Raw genomic sequence first — 19614 nt, forward strand, 5'->3', positions numbered from 1 at the left:
CCCACAGGTACAGCGCTGCCTCCAGGCTTTGGGCAATCCCTGTGGGAGCGGCTTTAGCCGCGAAGAGGCCAGTACAGTCGACACATCCCGTGGATCAGGCCGCCGTCTTCAATTCAATGCGATACAGCTTTCCAAGCAGCAGCGAGTAGGACAGGGTCCCCATCAACGCCACCGCGCCAATGAACCAGAACGCCATGGCGAACGACCCGCTGGCATGCACGATCGCGCCAATCACGATCGGCGTGACGATGCCGCCGATATTCGCCGCCAGGCTGGTGATCCCGCCGGTCAGGCCGATCAGTTCCTTGGGCGCCACCTCCGACACCGCCGCCCACGACGCCGAGGCGATGCCCTGGGCGAAGAACGCCAGGGTGAGGATGGCGATGCACAGCACGTTGGAGTCGGTGAAGTTCACCAGCACGATCGACATGCCCAGCATCGAACCCACCACCAGCGGCAGCTTGCGGGCGAAGGACAGCGAGTAGCCCTTGCGGATCAGCAGGTCGGAGACGATCCCGGCCAGGAGAATGCCCACCGTGGCGCCAATGAACGGCATCACCGCGAAGATGCCGACCTTGATCAGGGTCAGCTGGCGCTCCTCGATCAGGTAGGTGGGGAACCAGGTGAGGAAGAAGTACAGCGCCGAGGTGCTGGCGAACTTGCCCAGGCAGATCGCCCAGACCTGGCGGTAGCGAAACAGCTCGGCGACCTGGCGCCAGTCGAAGCGGGTGCGCTGCTGGCTGCTTTTCACCAGGCCGCCGCCGTCTTCGATGTAGGCCAGTTCTGCCTGGCTGACCTTCTTGCAGTTCAGCGGGTCGCGGTACAGCCACAGCCACACCACGCCGAACAGGATGCCGACCAGGCCGGTGCTGTAGAACACGTGGCGCCAGTCGTAGGTGGTCGCCAGCCACAGCAGCGCGCCGGTGAACAGCGCGGTACCCAGGTACTGGCCGCAGACGTAGATGCTGCTGGCCATGCCGCGCTCACGGGCCGGGAACCACACCGTGACCGCGCGGCTGTTGGCCGGAAACGCCGGGGCCTCCATGGCGCCGACTGCCAGGCGCAGGCCGAACAGCGAGGCAAAGCCGCTGGCCAGGCCCTGGGCGACGGTGACCGCCGACCAGCTGATCAGCGATACGCCGTAGGTCAAACGCGAGCCGAAGCGGTCGGCGATGAAGCCGGCGGGCACCAGCGCCAGGGCGTAGGTCCAGGCGAAGGCGGAGAAGATCAGGCCCATCTCGACCTTGTCCAGCCCCAGGTCCTTGGCCATGAACGGTGCGGCGATGGAGATGTTGACCCGGTCGACGTAGTTGATGATGGTCGCCACCAGCAGCAGCGACAGCATGAACCAGCGGCGGCGGGTGGGCAGGCGCTGGGCAGGAGCCGCGTCCAGCGCGTACGACGACGCGGCGCGGGCGTTGGGGGTGCTCGACATGAGTCGACCTCGTTTGTTGTTGTTGGTAGAGGTTGGGCTGCAGTCCCTTTTCTAAGGTGGTCGTACAACGCTGTGAATGCAACGGTGGATTTAGACCGTTTTTTTCACTGGAGGAGGGGGAGGGCTGTACTGTCCAAGAAAACCAGGAGGTGGGGTTTTAGCGGTTTTTTTTGCTGGATGTCGCGTTTTTAGCGGGCTGTGAAGATTTGCGGTTGCGCAGGTTTTTGCAGACGGGTTTAAATTGGTTGGTGAGTGACATCGTACAACTAGTATTGCCTGCGCTGGCCTCTTCGCGGGTAAACCCGCTCCCACAGGTATTCCACCTGGCTTGAAGGCTGCGCTGTAACTGTGGGAGCGGGTTTACCCGCGGAAGGGCCGGGGCAGGCGTCGCCATGCCTACAGACTGGAGCAAGCCCATGCCCCCCAAGCGCGAGGTCCCGACCTACGTCATGCAGCAGCGCAGCGAGCTGATGGATTTCTACATCCGCGACCAGCGCGGCCGCCCGGCCGAGACCGCACCCCATCGCCACGAGTACTTCCAGATCCAGGTCAACCTCGGCGGCGACACGGTGCAGCACATCGGCAACGTCGAGCGACCGTTCCGGCGCAACACCCTGGCGTTCATCCTGCCGCACCGGGTGCATGTGATCCCGCATCCCGCCGACAGCGATTTCGTGGTGATCAACTTCTCCCAGACCTTTCTCTTGCCGCACCTGGCCTGCGACCCGATGGACCTCGAGGAAGTGTCGATCCTGCAGGCGCCGGAGCTGTCGCCGTTCCGTTTCCAGGAACACCTGGACTTCTGCCTCGACGAAGCCGATTTCGCCGAGGTCCGCCAGCTGCTCGAGCGCATGCGCACGCTCGACGGCAACCGCCGCTTCGGCAGCCGTGAAATGCTCAAGGGCCTGCTGTTGCAGCTGATCGGCCAGGTCTGCGGGCTGTACGCCGAACCCTTGCGCGAACTGGCCGAGAACAACGCCGCCCAGCTCAGCCGCCGCGCTGCGCTGAACCGCATGAGCGAATACCTGCGCCGGCACATCGACGACCCCGACCTCAACCTGCACAAGGTCGCCGCCGCCACCTACCTGTCGCCGACCTACCTGACCCACTGGCTGCGCAAGGAAATCGGCAAGACCTTCAGCGAGCTGGTGCTGGAGCGGCGCATGCACGCCGCACGCAACTACCTGCTCAACGGCAGCCGCCCGGTGGGCGAGGTGGCGCGGCTCTGCGGTTTTGCCGATGAGGCCTACTTTTCCAGGCGCTTCCGGCAGATCCACGGCCTGCCGCCGGGGCAGTTCCGCCGCCAGCAGCGCGACCCGGATACGCCGCAGGTGGCGATGCGGTAAGCTTGCCGGCATGAATCTCGACACCCGCATCAAGTACCGCCACCTGCTGTGCTTCCTGGAGATTGCCCGGCAGGGCAGCCTGGCCAGGGCCGCCGACAGCCTGGCGATCAGCCAGCCGGCGATCTCCAAGACCCTCAAGGAACTCGAGGACCTGCTCGAGGCCCGCCTGTTCGAACGCAGCCGTCAGGGTGTCGAGCTGACGCCGGCCGGCACCCGTTTCATGCGCTACGCCGGGCCCAGCGTGCAGGCCCTGCGCGATGGCGTGAGCAGCCTGCGCGGCGAGGCGCGGGCGCCGTCGCAGGTGCGCATCGGCGTGCTGTCGACGGTCGAGGGGCTGCTGATGCCCGAGGTGCTGTGCCGCCTGCATCAGCGCCATGAGGCCTTGGTGATCAGCGTGGTGACCGGGGTCAGTGCGCAACTGCTCGGCCAGTTGCACCTGGGCGAGCTGGAGCTGGTGGTCGGGCGCATGACCGACAGCCCGCAGATCCAGGGGTTGTCGTTCGAGCACCTGTACAGCGAGTCGATGGCCCTGGTGGTGCGGCCTGGGCACCCGCTGCTGGCGCACGCACCGGTGGATCGGCAGCGGGTCGGGCACTACCCGCTGGTGCTGCCGCCGCCGGGCACCACCATCCGCCAGCATGCCGACAGCCTGTTCGTGCAGTGCGGCATTCAGATGCCGACGCAGCGCCTGGAGACCCTGTCACTGGCGCTGAGCCGGCGTTACCTGCTGGGCAGCGACGCGTTGTGGGTGGCACCGCGTGACGCGGTGCTGCTGGACTTGCGCCGGGGCGAACTGGCCGAGCTGGACCTGGGCGTGCAGGAGCCAGGCGGGTCGGTGGGGATTTGCCGCAATGCCGCCTTGCCTTTGAGTCTGCCGGGGCAGTGGGTGGGCGAGGTGTTGCGTGAGGTGGCGGGGGAGTACCGGGAGGGGCGGTATCCTTGAGGCTTTGTCGCGGCTGGCACCTGTAAGCCCTGACCCTTTTTCAGCTCATCCTCCTTTCATCTCTTCTCAGAACCCCCAGAAATAAAAAGCCACAAAACCCAGGCAAACCCGGCACCCAGGGTCAATACTGGCCAGTGGCTGTAAACCTTGCATGAAGAAGCGTTTACCCACTGAACTTCCTACGTAAAAGCCGCTCCTATGCCGGTAGCCATTGGTTATGGCCGCCTGCTAAGCTCGCGGCTTTACCCTGATTGCCCTCATGGCGCATGAACAAGGAAATAGCATGAAACAGCATCGTCTGGCGGCTGCGGTTGCCCTGGTAGGCCTGGTACTGGCTGGCTGTGATCAACAAGCCAGCAGCCCCGAGCTGAAGACTCCGGCACAGAAAGCCTCCTACGGTATCGGCCTGAACATGGGCAAGAGCCTGGCTCAGGAAGGCATGGAAGACCTTGATTCGAAAGCGGTCGCCCTCGGCATCGAAGACGCCGTCGGCAAGAAGGAGCAACGCATCAAGGACGACGAGCTGGTAGAGGCCTTCACCGCGCTGCAGAAGCGCGCCGAAGAGCGCCTGACCAAGGCCAGCGCCGAAGCCGCCACGGCTGGCAAGAAATTCCTCGAAGAGAACGCCAAGAAGCCTGGCGTGGTCACCACCGCCTCGGGCCTGCAGTACGAAGTGGTCAAGAAGGCCGATGGCCCGCAGCCCAAGCCGACCGACGTGGTCACCGTCCACTACGAAGGCAAGCTGATCGATGGCAAGGTGTTCGACAGCTCGGTAGAGCGCGGCAGCCCGATCGACCTGCCGGTCAGCGGCGTGATCCCGGGTTGGGTCGAAGGCCTGCAGCTGATGCATGTCGGCGAGAAGTACAAGCTGTTCATCCCGGCTGAACTGGCCTACGGCGCGCAGAGCCCGAGCCCGCTGATCCCGGCGAACTCGGTCCTGGTGTTCGACCTGGAACTGATCGCCATCAAGGACCCGGCCCAGCTGCAGGGCGGTGAGGCTCCTGAAGCCGATGCCCCTGCCGAGGCCCCGGCCGAAGCGCCTGCCAAGTAATCGCGGCAGCTGCACCGACAACGCCCCGTCTTGACGGGGCGTTGTCGTTTGTGAAGGATCCTTCACCGAACCTCGGGTTGCAGAGGCTGTCCCAGCAAGGGCAGTGTGAGGACACTGGACGCTTCTGACGCAAATCGTTTGCGCAACTGAAACGACTGTGTAAAAAACGCCCGATCTGACCGGGGCCCTTGCCGACCGGGCGCCTGCCGTCAGAAACTTTGCCCTGTTCACAAGGTTATCCACAATAAATGTGGATAACCCGACCCTGCTGGAGGCTCCATGAGCGCACCCTGGAATTTTGCCCGCTTCCTGCCCCTGGCCGAGCGCCTGCTCAGCCGTGGTCGGTTGCCGGCCCTGTTGTTCGCCGTGGCCCGCAAGGGCCCGCGCATCGGTCAGTTGCGTGAGGACGTCAAGTTGTTGCAGTTGCTGTGCCTGGCCTGGTGGCGCGGCGAATACCGAGCCATCAGCCCCAAGGCGCTGGTGACCATCGTCGCGGGCCTGTTGTATTTCGTCAGCCCGCTCGACGCCATCCCCGACTGGATCGTCGGTGTCGGTTTTCTCGATGACATCGCCGTGCTTGGCTGGGTGCTGAAAACCGTGGCCGATGAGCTGGCGCGTTTCAAGGCCTGGCGCGACAGCCAGGCGCCTGAACGCCTGCGCGTGGTCGAGCGCCTGCCCGATACCCCCGAAGCCCTGCGCCTGGAGCGCGATGTGCACTGAATTCGAAGCAGCTCCCACAGACCCTCGCGGTTGGTAATATAATTGGCATAAGCGTTATGCCTACGGATTACATGCCGTAATCCTACGTAAGGGGGTTGTATGGGTATTCAGGTCATCAGCCGGGACGGTCAGCCCGAGTACGCCGTTGTGCCCTGGGAGCAGTACCAGGCGTTGCTCAAGGCCGCCGGGCAGGCACCTGCCGAAGCGGTTGCTGCAACGGAAGAATCGAGCGCAGCGGCGGTGAGCCTGCCCGCGTTCAAGGAAGTGGCACAGATTCGCCAGGCCAAAGGTATCGCGCCGGAGCAATTGGCGCGCAATGTCGGGGTCAGCCCGGCGTACCTGGCCATGATCGAATCGGGCGAACGCCAGCCGGATGCGGCGATCCGCCGAGCCCTGGCCTGGCACCTGGGGGTGGCCGGCTGGAGCGAGCCGTCATGAGCCAGGTCAGGATCAGCCGACAGCATTGGCAAAACCTGCTGGACGAGCTTGACCTGGCCCGCCGACAACGCCACCTGCTCACCTACCGTGCGCTGATCGAGCGCCTGCAACTGCCCAGCCCGGCCATGCAGACGCTGACCGCCGCGCTGGAGTACCTGGCGGTGCTCGATGCCCGTGCCGAGCAGCCGCTGCGCAGCTCGCTGGTGATCAGCCAGGGGGCCAGCCGCCTGCCGCGTACCGGCTTTTTCGAATGCGTGGAGCGTCTGGGGCGCTTTGCCGGGCCGGTCGATGGCATGGAAGCGGCCTCGTGGCATGCTTCCGAGGTGGTCAGGGTGTTCGAGTACAGCTATCCCGAGCATGCCTGAGCAGTTGGTATTGCCTGTACCGGCCTCTTCGCGGGTGAACCCGCTCCCACAGGTACACCACAGTATTCAAGGACAGTGATTACCCTGTGGGAGCGGGTTCACCCGCGAAGAGGCCAGCACAGGCAACGCATTCCTGTAAACCAGACCACACGGTCTGCCATCGACGCCGAGCACTTCCAATGAATCAAGGTGCTCATGGCGGCCAAACAATTCCATGATTTGCCCCAGCGAGGCATTCAACCCCACCGTGGGTTGCCCGCCCGACGCCACCGGCATCACCTGCGCCAGCACCGGCTGGCCGTCCCGCAGCCCCAGCTCCTGCGGCCGACCCAGCAAGTAGCCCTGCACCAGGTCCACGCCCATCTCGGTCAGCACCGCCAGCTCCTCCGCCAGCTCGATGCCCTCGGCAATCACCTGGGCCTTCGACGCCCTGGCAATCTGCAGGATCGAGCCGACGAACTCGCGCTTGAGCGGGTCGCAGTGGATGCCATCGATGAAATGCCGGTCGATCTTCACGTATTCCGGGCGCAGTTCCGACCACAGGCGCAGGCTCGAATAGCCCGCGCCCAGGTCGTCCAGGGCGATGGAAAAGCCCATGTCGCGATAATGGTGCAGGGCATTGGACAGTAGCTGGAAATCGTCGGTGGGGGTCTGTTCGGTCAGCTCGATCACCACCCGGCCGGGTTCCAGGCCGACCTGCTCGAGCAGCTTGAGGGTGCGCCCGGACGGGTAGTGTGGCTCCAGCAACGATTCCGGCGAGATGTTCAGAAACAGCTTGCCGTCCAGCTGCTGCTCGCTGAAGCGCCGGCACGCGCTTTCGCGGCAGGCGGCCTCCAGTTCGGTCAGGCGGCCAGCCTGGCGGGCAATGGCGAACAGGTTCAACGGCGAATGCAGCGGGCTGTTGGACGGGCCGCGGGTCAGCGCTTCATGGCCATGAATGCGTCGTTCGCTGAGCTGGATGATCGGCTGGAACAGGCTGTGAATGCTGCGTTGAGCCAATATGGCACCCAAGGCAGTGAGCTGTTCGGCAACGGTCATGACGGGATCCTGAAAATGAAAGGGCCGGGCATTCACATGCCCGGCCCTTCTATTTCACGACAGCACGATGACTGTTTGATGACGGATCACATTAATCTGCCATCATCGGTCGAATCATTTCTTGGCCACCGTGCTGCTTTCCCGGAGGTAGTCGATCAGGATGCGACCGGTCTCGGCCAGGTAGGCGTCGTCTTCCGGCTTGGTCTTGTCGTCCTCGTCCGGCAGGGCGTCCTCGTCGACTTTCTTCAACTCCTTGAGCGGTTCCTCGCCCTTGGCCTTGCGCCGGATGTTTTCCATGGCCAGTTGCTTGGCTTCGACATCGTCGTGGCGGGCACGGCGCTCCTGCTCGTTGAGGCTGACGGTCTTCTCGTCCATCAGTTTCTGGGTCAGGGCCAGGCGGTCGCGGATGTAGGTGAACTCGGCATCCTTGGCGCTGCGCGCGTCATGCTTGGCCTTGAGGTCGGTGAGGAACGGCTTGAACGGGTCGGCCGCCGGCTTGACCACCGGGCGGATGGTGTCCCATGGCATGGCCTCGGGCAGGGCGCTCTCGCCGATTTCCTTGGTGTCGATGATCGACGGGTAGTCGATGTCCGGCAGCACGCCCTGGTGCTGGGTGCTCTGCCCGGAAACCCGGTAGAACTTGGCCAGGGTCAGCTTCAGCTCGCCGTGGTTGAGCGGCTGGATGGTCTGCACGGTGCCTTTGCCGAAGGTCTGGCCACCAATGATCAGCGCGCGGTGGTAGTCCTGCATGGCACCGGCGAAGATCTCCGAGGCGGAGGCCGACAAGCGGTTGACCAGCAGCGCCATCGGGCCTTTGTAGAAGGCACCGGGGTTTTCGTCTTCGAGCACGTCGACGCGCCCGTCGCTGTTGCGTACCAGCACGGTCGGGCCTTTCTCGATGAACAGGCTGGTCAGCTCGGTGGCCTCCTGCAAGGAACCGCCGCCGTTGTTGCGCAGGTCGATGACCACGCCGTCGACCTTTTCCTTCTGCAGTTCGGTGAGCAGTTTCTTCACGTCGCGCGTGGTGCTCTTGTAGTCCGGGTCACCGGCGCGGTAGGCCTTGAAGTCCAGGTAGAAGGCCGGGATCTCGATGACGCCGAGCTTGTAGTCACGCCCGTCCTGCTTGAGGTTGAGGATCGACTTCTTGGCCGCCTGCTCCTCGAGTTTCACCGCCTCGCGGGTGATCGAGACGATCTTGGTGGTCTGGTCGCTCGGCGCGTTGCTCGCCGGGATGATCTCCAGGCGCACCACCGAGCCTTTCGGGCCGCGGATCAGCTTGACCACTTCGTCCAGGCGCCAGCCGACCACGTCGACCATTTCCTTGTTGCCCTGGGCGACGCCGATGATCTTGTCGGCGGTGGCCACCTGCTTGGTCTTGGCCGCAGGGCCCGCCGGCACCAGGCGCACGATCTTGACCTGGTCGTTGTCGCTCTGCAGCACCGCACCGATGCCTTCGAGCGACAGGCTCATGTTGATGTCGAAGTTTTCCGCGCTGTCCGGCGACAGGTAGTTGGTGTGCGGGTCGTAGGACTGGGCGAAGGTGTTGATGTAGGCCTGGAAGATGTCCTCGGCACGGGTCTGGTCCAGGCGCGCCAGCTGGTTCTTGTAGCGCTTGGTCAGGGTTTCCTGGATCTGCTTGGGCTCCTTGCCGGCGATCTTCTGGCGCAGCACTTCGTCCATGACGCGTTTGCGCCACAGGTCGTCGAGTTCGGCCTGGTCCTTCATCCACGGCGCATCCTTGCGGTCGATCAGCAAGGTCTGGTGGGTGGTGAAGTCCATCTTGTCGACACCCTTGGCCAGCTCGGCCAGGGCGAAGTCCAGGCGCTGCTTGACCCGGTCGAGGTAGCGCTTGTAGATGGTGAAGCCAGGGTCGAGGTTGCCGCTCTTGAGGAAGTCGTCGAACTGCGTCTTCCACTTGTCGAATTCGGCGATGTCGGCAGCGGTGAAGTAGCTGCGCGCCGGGTCCAGCAGCTTGATGTAGCTGTCGTAGATGATCACCGAGCGCTTGTCGTCGAGCGGCGGCTTGCTGTAGTGGTGGCGCTTGAGCAGTTCCACCACGTTGAGGCTGGCGACGATCTCGTCGCGGTCAGGCTGCAGGCTGTCCCACTTGTTGGCGGCCGCCGCATTGCCGCCGAGCGCAAGGCTGCCCAGGCCAACCATAAGGGCAAGGGCGGTGCTGGGGAGGAAATGCTTCATGCTGATTCGACGTGGAGGCAATTGATCACGCATAGTAGGCCGTCTTTTCCGTTCGCCGGTTCCACAGGAGCCGGACAAATACTGCAAAAAGCCTGGGGAGCGGGCTCTCCAGGCTCAGTCATGTGATTCAACTATGGAGGCACTGTGAAGGCATTGCAAGGCGTTGACGGACATGTGGCCTGGGTCGAGGCTGAACGCCCGGCCTGTGACGCGGGCCAAGTGCGCATCAGGGTGGCTGCCGCGGGGTTGAACCGCGCCGATCTGTTGCAAATGAATGGGTTGTATCCACCACCGCCTGGCGCCAGCCCGTACATGGGCCTGGAGTGCGCCGGGGTGGTCGAGGAAGTCGGTGCCGGTGCCGACTGGCGCGTCGGTGACCGCGTGTGCGCGTTGCTGGCCAGCGGCGCCATGGCCGAGGAAGTGGTGGTCGACGCCCGCCATGTACTGCCGGTGCCCGAGGGCCTGAGCCTGCACGAGGCGGCGGCGCTGCCCGAGGTGTATGCCACGGCCTGGTTGAACATCTTCCAGCTCGGTGCGGTGAAGGCCGGCGAGAAGGTGCTGGTGCATGCGGGGGCCAGTGGCGTGGGCTCGGCGGCGATCCAGCTGTGCAAGGCATTCGGCAACCCGGTGTGGGTCAGTGTCGGCTCCCAGGACCGTTTGGACTACTGCGAGGCGCTGGGCGCCGCGGGTGGTGTGGTGCGCAACGAGAACCTCGAGGCGCTGGAAGGCTTCGGGCCGTTCGACGTGATTCTCGACCCGGTCGGTGCCAGCTACGGCCAACTCAACCTGAAGCTGCTGGCACGTGACGGTCGCTGGGTGATCATCGGCCTGATGGGTGGGCGCACGTTCGAACTGGACCTGGCCCAGGTGCTGGGCAAGCGCCTGGAGATCACCGGCTCGACCTTGCGCAACCGTGACGATGGCTTCAAGGCCGAGTTGCTGCGCGAATTGCAGCAGCAGGTGTGGCCACTGTTCGGCGAAGGGCGGCTGTCGCCGCAGCTGGTCGATACCTACCCGGTGGAGTTTGCCCAGGCGGCGTATGCCGAGCTTGCGAGCAACCAGGTTTCCGGCAAGCTGGTGATGGTCATCGACCCTAGCCTGGCGTAAGCAGGCCGGGCCTCTTCGCGGGTGAACCCGCTCCCACAGGGATTGCACAGTATTCGAACCCGTGTGGGAGCGGGTTTACCCGCGAAGAGGCCGGTACAGCCCATGCAAATCTTAGCGCCAGCTCAATACCGGCCAGCCATTGGTCTGGGCATGCTCTCGCAGCACCGCATCCGGGTTCACTGCATACGGATGATCCACCTTCAGCAACAACGGCAGATCGTTGCGTGAATCGGAATAGAAACTCGCCCCCTCCAGGTTCTCCTGCTCCTGGTCCAGCCACTCCAGCAAGCGGGTGATCTTGCCTTCGCGGTAGGTCAGCACCCCATGGGTCTTGCCGGTGTACACCCCGTTCACCGCCTCCAGCTCGATCGCCAGGTACTCGTCCACCCCCAGTCGCGCGGCAATCGGGCCTACCAGGTGGGTACCCGAAGCGGAAATGATCAGCACGCGATCACCGCGCTGGCGATGTTCGGCAATGCAGCGGCAGGCGTCGCCGTAGATGATCGGCTCGATCACATCCTCCACCCACGGCTCGACCAGGTGCTCGACCTCTTCCAGGGTGCGCCCGGCGATCGGCTCCAGGCTGAAGGCCATGTACTCCTCCATGCGCAGGTGGCCCTTGCCGTAGGCCTCCATCAGTTCATGGTCGCGGCGCAGGAAGTCCTTGCCGTCGACCCAGCCCAGCCGGGCCATCTGCTCGCTCCACAACGACGCGCAGTCGCCATGGATCAGGGTTTCGTCCAGATCGAAAATTGCCAGTGCCATCGTATGAATGCTCCTTAGGCCACTTCTCGCAGTGCCGTGGGGTCGATCGACAAGGATACCCGTTGGCCGTCGCCGTGCAGGTCTTGCGGCGAGCGGTTGAGCACGTCGACCACCAGCTCCACCTCGCGCACCCGCACCCGGTAGCGGATCACGTTGCCGAGCAGGCTGTGGCTGCGCACTTCGGCATCCCGTTCACCGTCAAGGCCCAGGGTGATCGACTCCGGGCGGATCGCCAGGCGGCCGGCCACCGGGCGTTGCAGCAGGCGGCTGGCGGCGTCGGCGTCGAGCAGGTTGTAGTTGCCGATGAAGCCGGCGGCGAACAGGTCCACGGGCGCGGTGTAGAGGGTTTCGGCATCGCCGCTCTGGACGATGCGCCCCTGGTTCATCAGGAAGATGCGGTCCGACATCGTCAGCGCCTCTTCCTGGTCGTGGGTGACGAAGATGGTGGTCAGCCCCAGCTCGCGCTGGATCGCGCGGATCTGCTCGCGCAGGTGCTTGCGGATGCGTGCGTCCAGCGCCGACAGCGGCTCGTCGAGCAGCAGCAGGCGCGGGCGGGTCACCAGCGAGCGGGCCAGGGCCACGCGCTGGCACTGGCCGCCGGACAGCTGGTGCGGGTAGCGCCCGGCGAAACTGCCCAGTTCCACCAGCTCCAGCGCCTCGCGCACGCGCACCAGGCTCTCGTCGGCCTTGACCTTCTGCATGCGCAGGCCAAAGGCGACGTTCTGCTCCACGGTCATGTTGGGGAACAAGGCATAGCTCTGGAACACCATGCCGATGCCGCGCTTCTGCGGGCTGAGCGGCACGATGTCGTGGCCGTCGAGGAGGATCTTGCCGCCGTCCACCGGGGTCAGCCCGGCGATGCAGCGCAGCAGGGTGGACTTGCCGCAGCCGGAGGGGCCGAGCAGGGTGACGAACTCGCCGCGTTCGATGTGGCAGTCGATGTTCTCGAACACCGGGCTGCCGGCGTAGCTTTTCTGCAGGTTCTGTACGCTGACGAAGCTCATGTCAGGGTTTGTCCTTGTTCAGGCGGTTGGCGACCCAGGTCAGCACCAGCACGAAGGCGAAGTAGGAAATCACCAGCGCGCTGTTGAAGTGGCCGCTGCTGTTGCGCATGTTGTTCAGGTACACCTGCAGGGTCTCGTAGCGGGTGCCGACCAGCAGGTTGGCGAACACGAACTCGCCGAACAGGAACGAGAACGACAGCAGCAGCGCCACCATCAGGCCCTTGCGCAGGTTGGGCAGCACCACCAGCAGGGCAGCCTGCCAGGTGCTGGCGCCGAGCAGCTGGGCGGCGTCCATCAGGTCGCGCAGGTTGATCGCCTGCAGGTTGTTGGTGATCGCCCGGTACATGAAGGGCAGGGCGATGGTGAAGTAGCAGCCGATCAGGATCCACGGCGTGCCGACCATGGCCATCGGGCCGCTGCCATAGAGTTGCAGCAGGCCCACCGACGACACCACCGGCGGCACCGCGAACGGCAGCAGGATGAGGATGTTCATCAGCGCGTCGAGCCTGGGGAAGTGGTAGTGCACCACGAACAGCAGCGGCAGGATCAGCACCACCGACAGCAGCAGCGCGCCCACGCACACCAGCAGCGACTGGCCGAAGGCGGCCAGGAAACGCGGCTCGCTCCACAGGGCGATGTACCACTTGAAGGTCAGGCCGCTGGGCAGCAGGCTGGCCGACCAGCTGGTGGCCAGCGAGTAGAGCAGGGTGCCGGCCAGTGGCAGCAGCAGGATCAGGAACAGCAGGTACACCATCAGCCGATGGTAGAGCCCGCCATTGGATTTTTCAGCGCGCATGGTAGCTCCTCTTGAGCAGCCACTGATGGACCACCGTGACCAGTGTCATCAGGCCCACCAGCACCATCGCCAAGGCGCTGGCCAGGTTCGGGTCGAGGCTGATGTCACCGGCCACCAGGCCGGCGATGCGGATCGGCAGCACGTTGAAGTTGCCGGTGGTCAGGGCATAGACAGTGGCGTAGGCGCCAAGCGCATTGGCCAGCAGGATGACGAAGGTGCCGAGCAGCGCCGGGGTCAGCACCGGCAGGCCGATGTGCCGCCAGAACTGCCAGTGGCTGGCGCCGAGCAACGCCGCCGACTCGCGCCAGTCGTCGCGCAGGGCGTCGAAGGCCGGGTAGAGCAGCAGCACGCCGAGGGGGATCTGGAAGTAGGTGTACACCAGGATCAGGCCGCTCTTGGAATAGATGCTGAAGTCTTCGAGCAGGCCGATCTCTTTCAGCAGCAGGGTCAGCGCGCCATTGAAGCCGAGCAGGATGATGAAGGCGAAGGCCAGCGGCACCCCGGCAAAGTTGCTGGTCATGTTGGCGAAGGCGCTGACGAAGTCGCGCAGCTTCGAGTCCACCTGGCGCAGCGAGTAGGCGCCGAGGGTGGCGATGACGATGCCGAACAGGCTCGACCAGAAACTGATCTCCAGGCTGCGTTGCAGCGCCTGCAGGTAGAACTTCGAGGCGAACACCTTGCTGAAGTTGTCCACGCCCCAGCCGGCTTCCGATTGCAGGCTGTTGATCGCCACCCAGGCCAGCGGGGCGATCTGGAAGATCACGAAGAACACGGCGAACGGCAGCAGGCAGAGCAGGGCCAGGTAGCGGCCGCGAGGGCGCGCGCTCACTTCAGCAGCTCCCGGCAGACGGTCTTGTCGTGGGCCGCGCCGAGCAGCTCGCAGATGGTCCCGCACAGCTCGGTCTGCAGCGGTTTGGCTGCGGGGTCGAGGCTGAAGGCGTCGCCGAACACGAACAGCGGCACTTCGCGTTCTTCGGCCAGCAGGCCGTTGTGCGAGCGGTCGTTGTTCATGCCGTGGTCGGCAGTGACCAGCACCTGGTAGCCCTCTTCGAGCCAGTGCGGCAGGTAGTCGGCGAGCAGGATGTCGACGCTGCGCGCGGCGTTGCGGTACTGGCTGCTGTCCAGGCCGTGGCGGTGGCCGACGTCGTCGATGCTCATCGGGTGCACCAGCAAAAAGTTCGGCGCATGGCGGCGGCGCAGGTACTCGCCGTCGGCCAGCAGGTGCGAGTCGGGGTAGCGGTCGTCCCAGTAGAACAGGCCATGCTGGATCGGCAGCTTGGGCGCATGGGTGTGGCGGTCGCGCTGGGGGTCGAAGGGCGAGCGGTTGTACAGCTCGCTCATCCAGTGATAGGCCGCCGCCGCCGTGCCCAGGTTGGCCTCGCGGGCGTAGTGGAACACGCTGCGCTGGTTGGACAGGCGGTTGACGTTGTTGTGCACGATGCCGCTGTCGATCGGCGGCACGCCGGTGAGGATGCATTCGTACAGCGGCCGCGACAGCGACGGTAGTTCGCACTCCACGCGGTACAGCGCGGCGCGGTCGGCTTCGACGTAGGCGTGCAGGTGGCCCATGGCGTGGTGGGCGACCTGGTAGTTGAGGCCGTCGAGCAGTACCAGGATGACGTTGTGTTGCATGGTGGCTCCAGTCTTGAACCGCGTTGGCTTCTTCGCGGTAAACCCGCTCCCACACGGGCAGCGTGCGCCATACCTGTGGGAGCGGGTTCACCCGCGAAAGGGCCGGATCAGGCACTACAAAAGCTAGCCCCTTACTCCATCTCGATGATCACCTGCTCCTGCCACTTCTGCGGCAGGGCCTTGGAGGTGGCTTCCCAGGCCGCGGCATCCTTGATCGGCTGGGCGGCCTTGTACTGCTCGTTGGGCAGCAGCTTGGCCTGCACGTCCGCCGGCAGCTTCAGGTGCTCGGCACGGATCGGCCGCGCATGCCCTTTGGCCAGGTTGACCTGCCCGGCGTCGCTGAAGATGTACTCACGCGCGAGCTTGGCGGCATTGGGGTGCTTGGCGTACTTGTTGATCACCGTGGTATAGCCGGAAATCACCGAGCCGTCCGACGGGATCAGCACCTCGAAGCGCTTGGGGTCGATCTGCTCGCGGTAGCTCAGGCCATTGAAGTCCCAGACCACGCCGACTTCCACCTCGCCCTTCTCCAGGGTCTGGATGGTCGGGTTGGCCAGCGACAGGCGCTTCTGCTGGGCCAGCTTGGTGAACAGTTGCAGCCCTGGTTCGATGTTGCTTTCGCTGCCCTGGTAGGCGATGGCCGCGGCCAGCACGCCGTTGGCGGCCTGGGCGGCGGTGCCGACGTCACCGATGGCGACCTTGTACTTGCCTTTTTCCAGGTCATGCCAGGTCTTCGGGCGTTCGCCTTCCTTGACCAGGTCCTTGTTGATGATGAAGGCGATGGTGCCGGTATAGGCCAGCGCCCAGTGGCCGTCCTGGTCCTTGGCCCACTCGGGCACCTGGTCCCAGGTGCTCGGCTTGTACGGCTGGGTCACGCCCTTGCTGGCGGCGATCGGGCCGAACGCGGCACCCACGTCGCCGATGTCGGCGCTGGCGTTGTCCTTCTCCGCTTCGAACTTGGCGATTTCCTGGGCCGAGCTCATGTCGGTGTCGCTGTGCTTGAGGCCATACTTGCTGGCCAGGTCGTCCCAGGTGCCTTTCCAGTTGGCCCAGGCATCGGGCATGCCGACGCTGTTGATGGCGCCTTCCTTGCGGGCGGCGTCTTCCAGGGCCTTGAGGTCAGGGCCGGCGGCCATGGTCGAGGTGCACAGGGTAATGGCCGAGCCGAGCAGTGACGCCATGAACAACTTTTTCATTCGAAGCTCCTTGAATGGGTGCCTTCAGCGATCGTTGTTATAGGGTGAAACGGGTGTCTGGTGACCGTTGGTCTAGGTCAGCAAAGCTTGAGCCAAGGTAGCCCGCCCGCGTGACAGTTTGATGTAGGGCAAGGCCGCCAGAGGTCCTGAAACTACAGCGTAGACCACGTAGCCGGCCCGGCTTTGCTGGGTTGGCGCGTTTCTGGCAACAGCAGCTCCAGGCCTTTGTCACAGGATGTTCATCAGCTCTGCCTAGGCTGCACTATTCTCCACAGGCCCCTTTCTGGGGCTGGACTAGTCCAGATAGGTAACCTTTCGATGCAGTCGACGCCTCCGCGTGCGGTAACAGCCATCTGCCATGCCTTGCAGGAGCAGATCGAGCACGGCCTGTTGCTGCCGGGCGGCAAGTTGCCGGCTGAACGCAAGCTCAGCGAGGTGTTCGCTACCACGCGCATCACCCTGCGCGAGGCCCTGGTGCAGCTGGAGGCCCAGGGGCTGATCTACCGCGAGGAACGACGCGGCTGGTTCGTCGCGCCCGAGCGGTTGACCTATGACCTGATCGAGCGCAGCCACTTCCACGCCATGGTGCGGGACCAGGGGCGGGCTGCCACCACCGAGTTGCTGTCGGCACGCCTGCAGGCAGCGCCCGCGGCGATCTGTGCGCGTTTGCAGCTGCCGGCGCTGTCCCGCGTGGTGCGGATCTGTCGGTTGCGGCGGATCGATGGGCGGGCGGTGCTGTATGCCGAGCATTACCTGAATCCGAAGTACTTCCCCGAGATCCTCGAGCAGGACCTGGCGCAGTCGCTGACCGAGATCTATGGGCGGGTGTACGGGATCGCCTATGGGCAGGTGTGCTTCGAGATATTGCCGACGGCGTTGCCGGTGGAGGCGGCGGCGGCGCTGAAGGTGTCGGTGGGCAGCCCGGGGTTGCATATCACCCGGGTCAACAGCGACCAGCATGGGCACTTGATCGACTGTGACCTGGAGTATTGGCGGCACGATGCCATTCGTATTCGTGCCCAGGCTGGTTGAGGCGTTGGCTTCTTCGCGGGCAAGCCCGCTCCCACAGGTACTGCGCTGGCCCCAGGCCTGTGAATTCCCTGTGGGAGCGGGTTTACCGGGGCGCCGAACCGCCGCGAAGAGGCCCTAACTGGAGGAACCGGACTCTGCCATCTGGCCACCCCCGGCGGTGACCACCTGCACCGACAACCGCGGCGTCGCCAGGTCCAGCCCGGCCTCGTCGAGCTGGCGCTTCAACGCCAGGTTGAACGCCCGCGACACTTCCCACTGCTTGATCGGCGCCGTCTTGAAGCGTGCCCGCAGGATCGCCGACCCCGACTCGAAACTTTCCACCCCCTGCAGCTCCAGCGGCGACCAGATGTTGCGCCGCATCAACGGGTCGTTGCGCAGCTTCTGCCCGACTTCGCGGACCAGCGTGATCGCCTGGTCGATGTTCATGCTGTGCGGGATCGCCACGCGGAAGATCGCATAGCCGAACTCGCGCGAGTAGTTCTTGATGCTCTTGATCTCGCTGAACGGGATGGTGTGCACGATGCCGTCGATGTCGCGCAGGCGCACGGTGCGGATGGTCAGGCCTTCGACCGTGCCCAGGTGGCCGCCGACGTCGACGTAGTCATCGATGGCCAGCGAGTCCTCGATGATGATGAACAGCCCGGTGATCAGGTCGGCCACCAGCGACTGCGCGCCAAAGCCGATGGCCAGGCCGATCACGCCGGCACCGGCCAGCAGCGGGGTCACGTTCATGCCCATGTTGGCCAGGGCGACGATCACCGCGATGATGAAGATCACCACGAACAGCACGTTGCGGATCAGCGGCATCATGGTCTGCGCGCGGGCATTGGCCAGGCCCCGGCGCGAACGCACCAGGGCGTGGTGCACGGCGGTGTCGGCGAGGATCCACACCAGCCAGGCGACGATCAGCGTGCCGGCCAGGCCCAGCAGGCGCAGGCTCACTTCATGGCCATCGCCCTCGGCGAAGCCGATCATCGACAGCCCCCACACGCGCAAGCCCAGCTCGATGAACACCAGCCAGATGAACAGATGCAGCAGCAGGTAGCCGAAGTTGCGCAGGCGCTCGGCGTACACCGCCTGGCGCTTGCTGGCCCGCTTGGGGTTGGCGGCGTGGCGGCGCACCAGGCCGTTGAGCACCATGCACACCACCACCAGCACGGTACACATCAGCGACTGGCGCAGGGCGGTGCTGGTGTCGCCGGCGGAGACGAAGGTGGCGAACAGCGACACCGCCACCAGGATCAGCGCCGGAATGAACCAGAAGCTGCCAAGGATCTCGATGGTGTCGCTGAGGGTGCGCCGGGTCAGGCGTCGCGACAGCGGCTGGTTGCGGATCAGGTGGGCGATCGGCCGGCGGAAGCGCAGGATGAACAGGCCGGAGGACAAGGCCGCGATGACGTTGGCCAGGGTCGCCAGGGCATGGGCCAGGTGCGTGCCCAGGGCCACCAGCATGCGCGGGTCGCTCATCGCTTCGCCGAAGGCGGCGAAGCTGCCGATCAGCCACAGCGGGCGGAACGCCTGGTGGCGCAGGATGTGCAGGGCGCGGTGGCGGTGCGGGCCGTCGAGCAGCGAGAAGGCGATCACGCAGATGGCCGAGAAGCAGGTGCCGACCACCAGCGCGTAGGCCAGCACCATGGCCAGTGACTTGCCCAGCGACGGCGGCAGGGCAAAGCTCAGGTACACGGTGAAGATCAGTGCCACCAGCCACGGCCCGAGCTTGCGCAGGGCGAAGCGCACCAGGTCCCAGGTGCGCGGGTGCTGGGGCAACTCCTCGGTCAGGCCGAAGCGCACCCGCACGCGGTGGCCGACCCAGTTGAAGGCCCAGGCCAGCAGGCTCCAGACCGCGATCACCGCGGCAAAGCCGAACAGGATGGCCGGCCATTGGTGCACCGGCACGATCAGCTCGGCGAGCTCGGCCTGGGCCAGGTCGATTTCCTCGGACCAGCGGTGGAACGGGCTGGCATCGCCGCTGAACTGTTTCTCGAAATCATGCAGGGCGCCGCCGATCAGGCCGAGCACGCCCTGTTCGACGGTGGGTTGCGATTGCTTGGTGGCGTCGCGCAGCTTCTTCAGGTCGGCCAGCAGCTTGGCGCGTTGCTGGTCGTTCTCCAGGTTCTTGATCACCTCGTCCAGCGACTTGCCCAGGGGCTCGGTGGCTTCGGGCTGCGCGGGTGTACTGGAGCCCAGCAGGCTGGGCAGGCCCGCAGCATGGGCGGGGGCGATGAAGAGGAACAGCAGCAGGGCTAGGCAACGCAGGAGGGCAGGCACCGGGAAATCTACCTCAGGTCAAACGATGGACCGAGTGTAGAGGTTTACGTCGGCAGTTTCTCCAAGATCTTCCAGCAGGTGAGACCGAAGATGCCCAGGGTGCCGATCCACATCATCAGCACGCCGATGTTGCGCTCGCGCAGGCTGAAGCCGATGGTCAGCAGCACCAGGAAGCCGAACACCGGGAGGAACAGGGAGATGAAGGGGGACATGGGCAGCGGTCCTTCTGCTTTTGGGGGCCATGTAACAAGCATAGCGGGTTGGCAGAAGGGGGGATTGATC

General features: G+C 64.8%; 19 protein-coding genes. 8 read left to right on the forward strand and 11 right to left on the reverse strand.

Annotated elements, in window-relative coordinates:
- Nucleotides 1–94: 94 nt before the first annotated feature.
- The gene (locus ACIP21_RS00550) at nucleotides 95–1435 is read right to left on the reverse strand and encodes an MFS transporter (protein WP_400682740.1); all 1341 of its coding nucleotides are present in this window, start codon (nucleotides 1433–1435) and stop codon (nucleotides 95–97) included.
- Nucleotides 1436–1851: 416 nt separating this feature from the next.
- Here ACIP21_RS00550 and ACIP21_RS00555 point away from each other — a divergent pair, with 416 nt between their 5' ends.
- The 6 genes from ACIP21_RS00555 (at nucleotide 1852) to ACIP21_RS00580 (ending at nucleotide 6298) form a co-directional block, all read left to right on the forward strand.
- A complete protein-coding gene (locus ACIP21_RS00555; RefSeq protein WP_400682743.1) occupies nucleotides 1852–2781 on the forward strand; it encodes an AraC family transcriptional regulator in 930 nt (309 codons plus the stop codon).
- Between the two features lie 10 nt (nucleotides 2782–2791).
- Entirely contained in the window at nucleotides 2792–3724 is a 933-nt protein-coding gene (gene pcaQ / locus ACIP21_RS00560) for a pca operon transcription factor PcaQ (protein WP_400682745.1), read from the forward strand.
- A gap of 283 nt (nucleotides 3725–4007) precedes the next feature.
- Nucleotides 4008–4775, forward strand: coding sequence for an FKBP-type peptidyl-prolyl cis-trans isomerase (locus ACIP21_RS00565; RefSeq protein WP_400682747.1), 768 nt, complete (start codon nucleotides 4008–4010; stop codon nucleotides 4773–4775).
- A gap of 279 nt (nucleotides 4776–5054) precedes the next feature.
- On the forward strand, nucleotides 5055–5495 hold the full coding sequence (locus tag ACIP21_RS00570) for a YkvA family protein (RefSeq protein ID WP_400682749.1): 441 nt from the start codon (nucleotides 5055–5057) through the stop codon (nucleotides 5493–5495).
- Nucleotides 5496–5594: 99 nt separating this feature from the next.
- The gene (locus ACIP21_RS00575; protein WP_400682752.1) at nucleotides 5595–5933 is read left to right on the forward strand and encodes a multiprotein-bridging factor 1 family protein; all 339 of its coding nucleotides are present in this window, start codon (nucleotides 5595–5597) and stop codon (nucleotides 5931–5933) included.
- Complete coding sequence (locus ACIP21_RS00580) at nucleotides 5930–6298, forward strand: hypothetical protein (RefSeq protein ID WP_400682754.1); 369 nt, start codon at nucleotides 5930–5932, stop codon at nucleotides 6296–6298. Before ACIP21_RS00575 ends, ACIP21_RS00580 begins: the two co-directional genes overlap by 4 nt.
- A gap of 66 nt (nucleotides 6299–6364) precedes the next feature.
- On the opposite strand, the gene ACIP21_RS00585 is transcribed toward ACIP21_RS00580, so the two are convergent.
- Nucleotides 6365–7336 carry an EAL domain-containing protein gene (locus tag ACIP21_RS00585; protein WP_400682755.1) on the reverse strand — a complete coding sequence of 324 codons (972 nt, stop codon included), beginning with the start codon at nucleotides 7334–7336 and terminating at the stop codon, nucleotides 6365–6367.
- A 114-nt stretch (nucleotides 7337–7450) separates the two neighbouring features.
- Complete coding sequence (locus ACIP21_RS00590; protein ID WP_400682758.1) at nucleotides 7451–9532, reverse strand: carboxy terminal-processing peptidase; 2082 nt, start codon at nucleotides 9530–9532, stop codon at nucleotides 7451–7453.
- Nucleotides 9533–9676: 144 nt separating this feature from the next.
- On the opposite strand from ACIP21_RS00590, the gene ACIP21_RS00595 reads away from it, so the two are divergent.
- Nucleotides 9677–10639: an NAD(P)H-quinone oxidoreductase gene (locus ACIP21_RS00595; protein ID WP_400682760.1), complete on the forward strand. Its 963-nt coding sequence runs from the start codon at nucleotides 9677–9679 to the stop codon at nucleotides 10637–10639.
- A 111-nt stretch (nucleotides 10640–10750) separates the two neighbouring features.
- Here the strand turns inward: ACIP21_RS00595 and ACIP21_RS00600 are convergent, their stop codons facing one another.
- From ACIP21_RS00600 to ACIP21_RS00625, 6 genes are all read right to left on the reverse strand, one after another.
- Nucleotides 10751–11404 (reverse strand): HAD family hydrolase, encoded by a 654-nt coding sequence (locus ACIP21_RS00600; RefSeq protein WP_400682763.1) that lies wholly within the window; start codon nucleotides 11402–11404, stop codon nucleotides 10751–10753.
- A 14-nt stretch (nucleotides 11405–11418) separates the two neighbouring features.
- Nucleotides 11419–12408, reverse strand: coding sequence for an ABC transporter ATP-binding protein (locus tag ACIP21_RS00605; RefSeq protein WP_400682766.1), 990 nt, complete (start codon nucleotides 12406–12408; stop codon nucleotides 11419–11421).
- A 1-nt stretch (nucleotide 12409) separates the two neighbouring features.
- Nucleotides 12410–13204 (reverse strand): ABC transporter permease, encoded by a 795-nt coding sequence (locus tag ACIP21_RS00610; RefSeq protein WP_400682768.1) that lies wholly within the window; start codon nucleotides 13202–13204, stop codon nucleotides 12410–12412.
- Nucleotides 13194–14033, reverse strand: coding sequence for an ABC transporter permease (locus ACIP21_RS00615; RefSeq protein WP_400682769.1), 840 nt, complete (start codon nucleotides 14031–14033; stop codon nucleotides 13194–13196). Before ACIP21_RS00615 ends, ACIP21_RS00610 begins: the two co-directional genes overlap by 11 nt.
- Nucleotides 14030–14836, reverse strand: a complete 807-nt coding sequence (locus tag ACIP21_RS00620; RefSeq protein ID WP_400682772.1) for an alkaline phosphatase family protein — start codon at nucleotides 14834–14836, stop codon at nucleotides 14030–14032. Before ACIP21_RS00620 ends, ACIP21_RS00615 begins: the two co-directional genes overlap by 4 nt.
- A gap of 131 nt (nucleotides 14837–14967) precedes the next feature.
- Nucleotides 14968–16032, reverse strand: a complete 1065-nt coding sequence (locus ACIP21_RS00625; RefSeq protein ID WP_400682774.1) for an ABC transporter substrate-binding protein — start codon at nucleotides 16030–16032, stop codon at nucleotides 14968–14970.
- Nucleotides 16033–16350: 318 nt separating this feature from the next.
- Between ACIP21_RS00625 and ACIP21_RS00630 the strand changes: the two genes are divergently transcribed.
- A complete protein-coding gene (locus ACIP21_RS00630; protein WP_400682777.1) occupies nucleotides 16351–17064 on the forward strand; it encodes a UTRA domain-containing protein in 714 nt (237 codons plus the stop codon).
- A gap of 114 nt (nucleotides 17065–17178) precedes the next feature.
- Here ACIP21_RS00630 and ACIP21_RS00635 read toward each other — a convergent pair whose 3' ends face one another.
- Nucleotides 17179–19332 (reverse strand): mechanosensitive ion channel family protein, encoded by a 2154-nt coding sequence (locus ACIP21_RS00635; RefSeq protein ID WP_400682779.1) that lies wholly within the window; start codon nucleotides 19330–19332, stop codon nucleotides 17179–17181.
- A gap of 44 nt (nucleotides 19333–19376) precedes the next feature.
- On the reverse strand, nucleotides 19377–19544 hold the full coding sequence (locus ACIP21_RS00640; protein ID WP_400682781.1) for a hypothetical protein: 168 nt from the start codon (nucleotides 19542–19544) through the stop codon (nucleotides 19377–19379).
- Nucleotides 19545–19614 lie beyond the last annotated feature (70 nt).

Source organism: Pseudomonas sp. NPDC089401 (assembly GCF_044749485.1).
In the GTDB taxonomy this organism is placed as follows: domain Bacteria; phylum Pseudomonadota; class Gammaproteobacteria; order Pseudomonadales; family Pseudomonadaceae; genus Aquipseudomonas.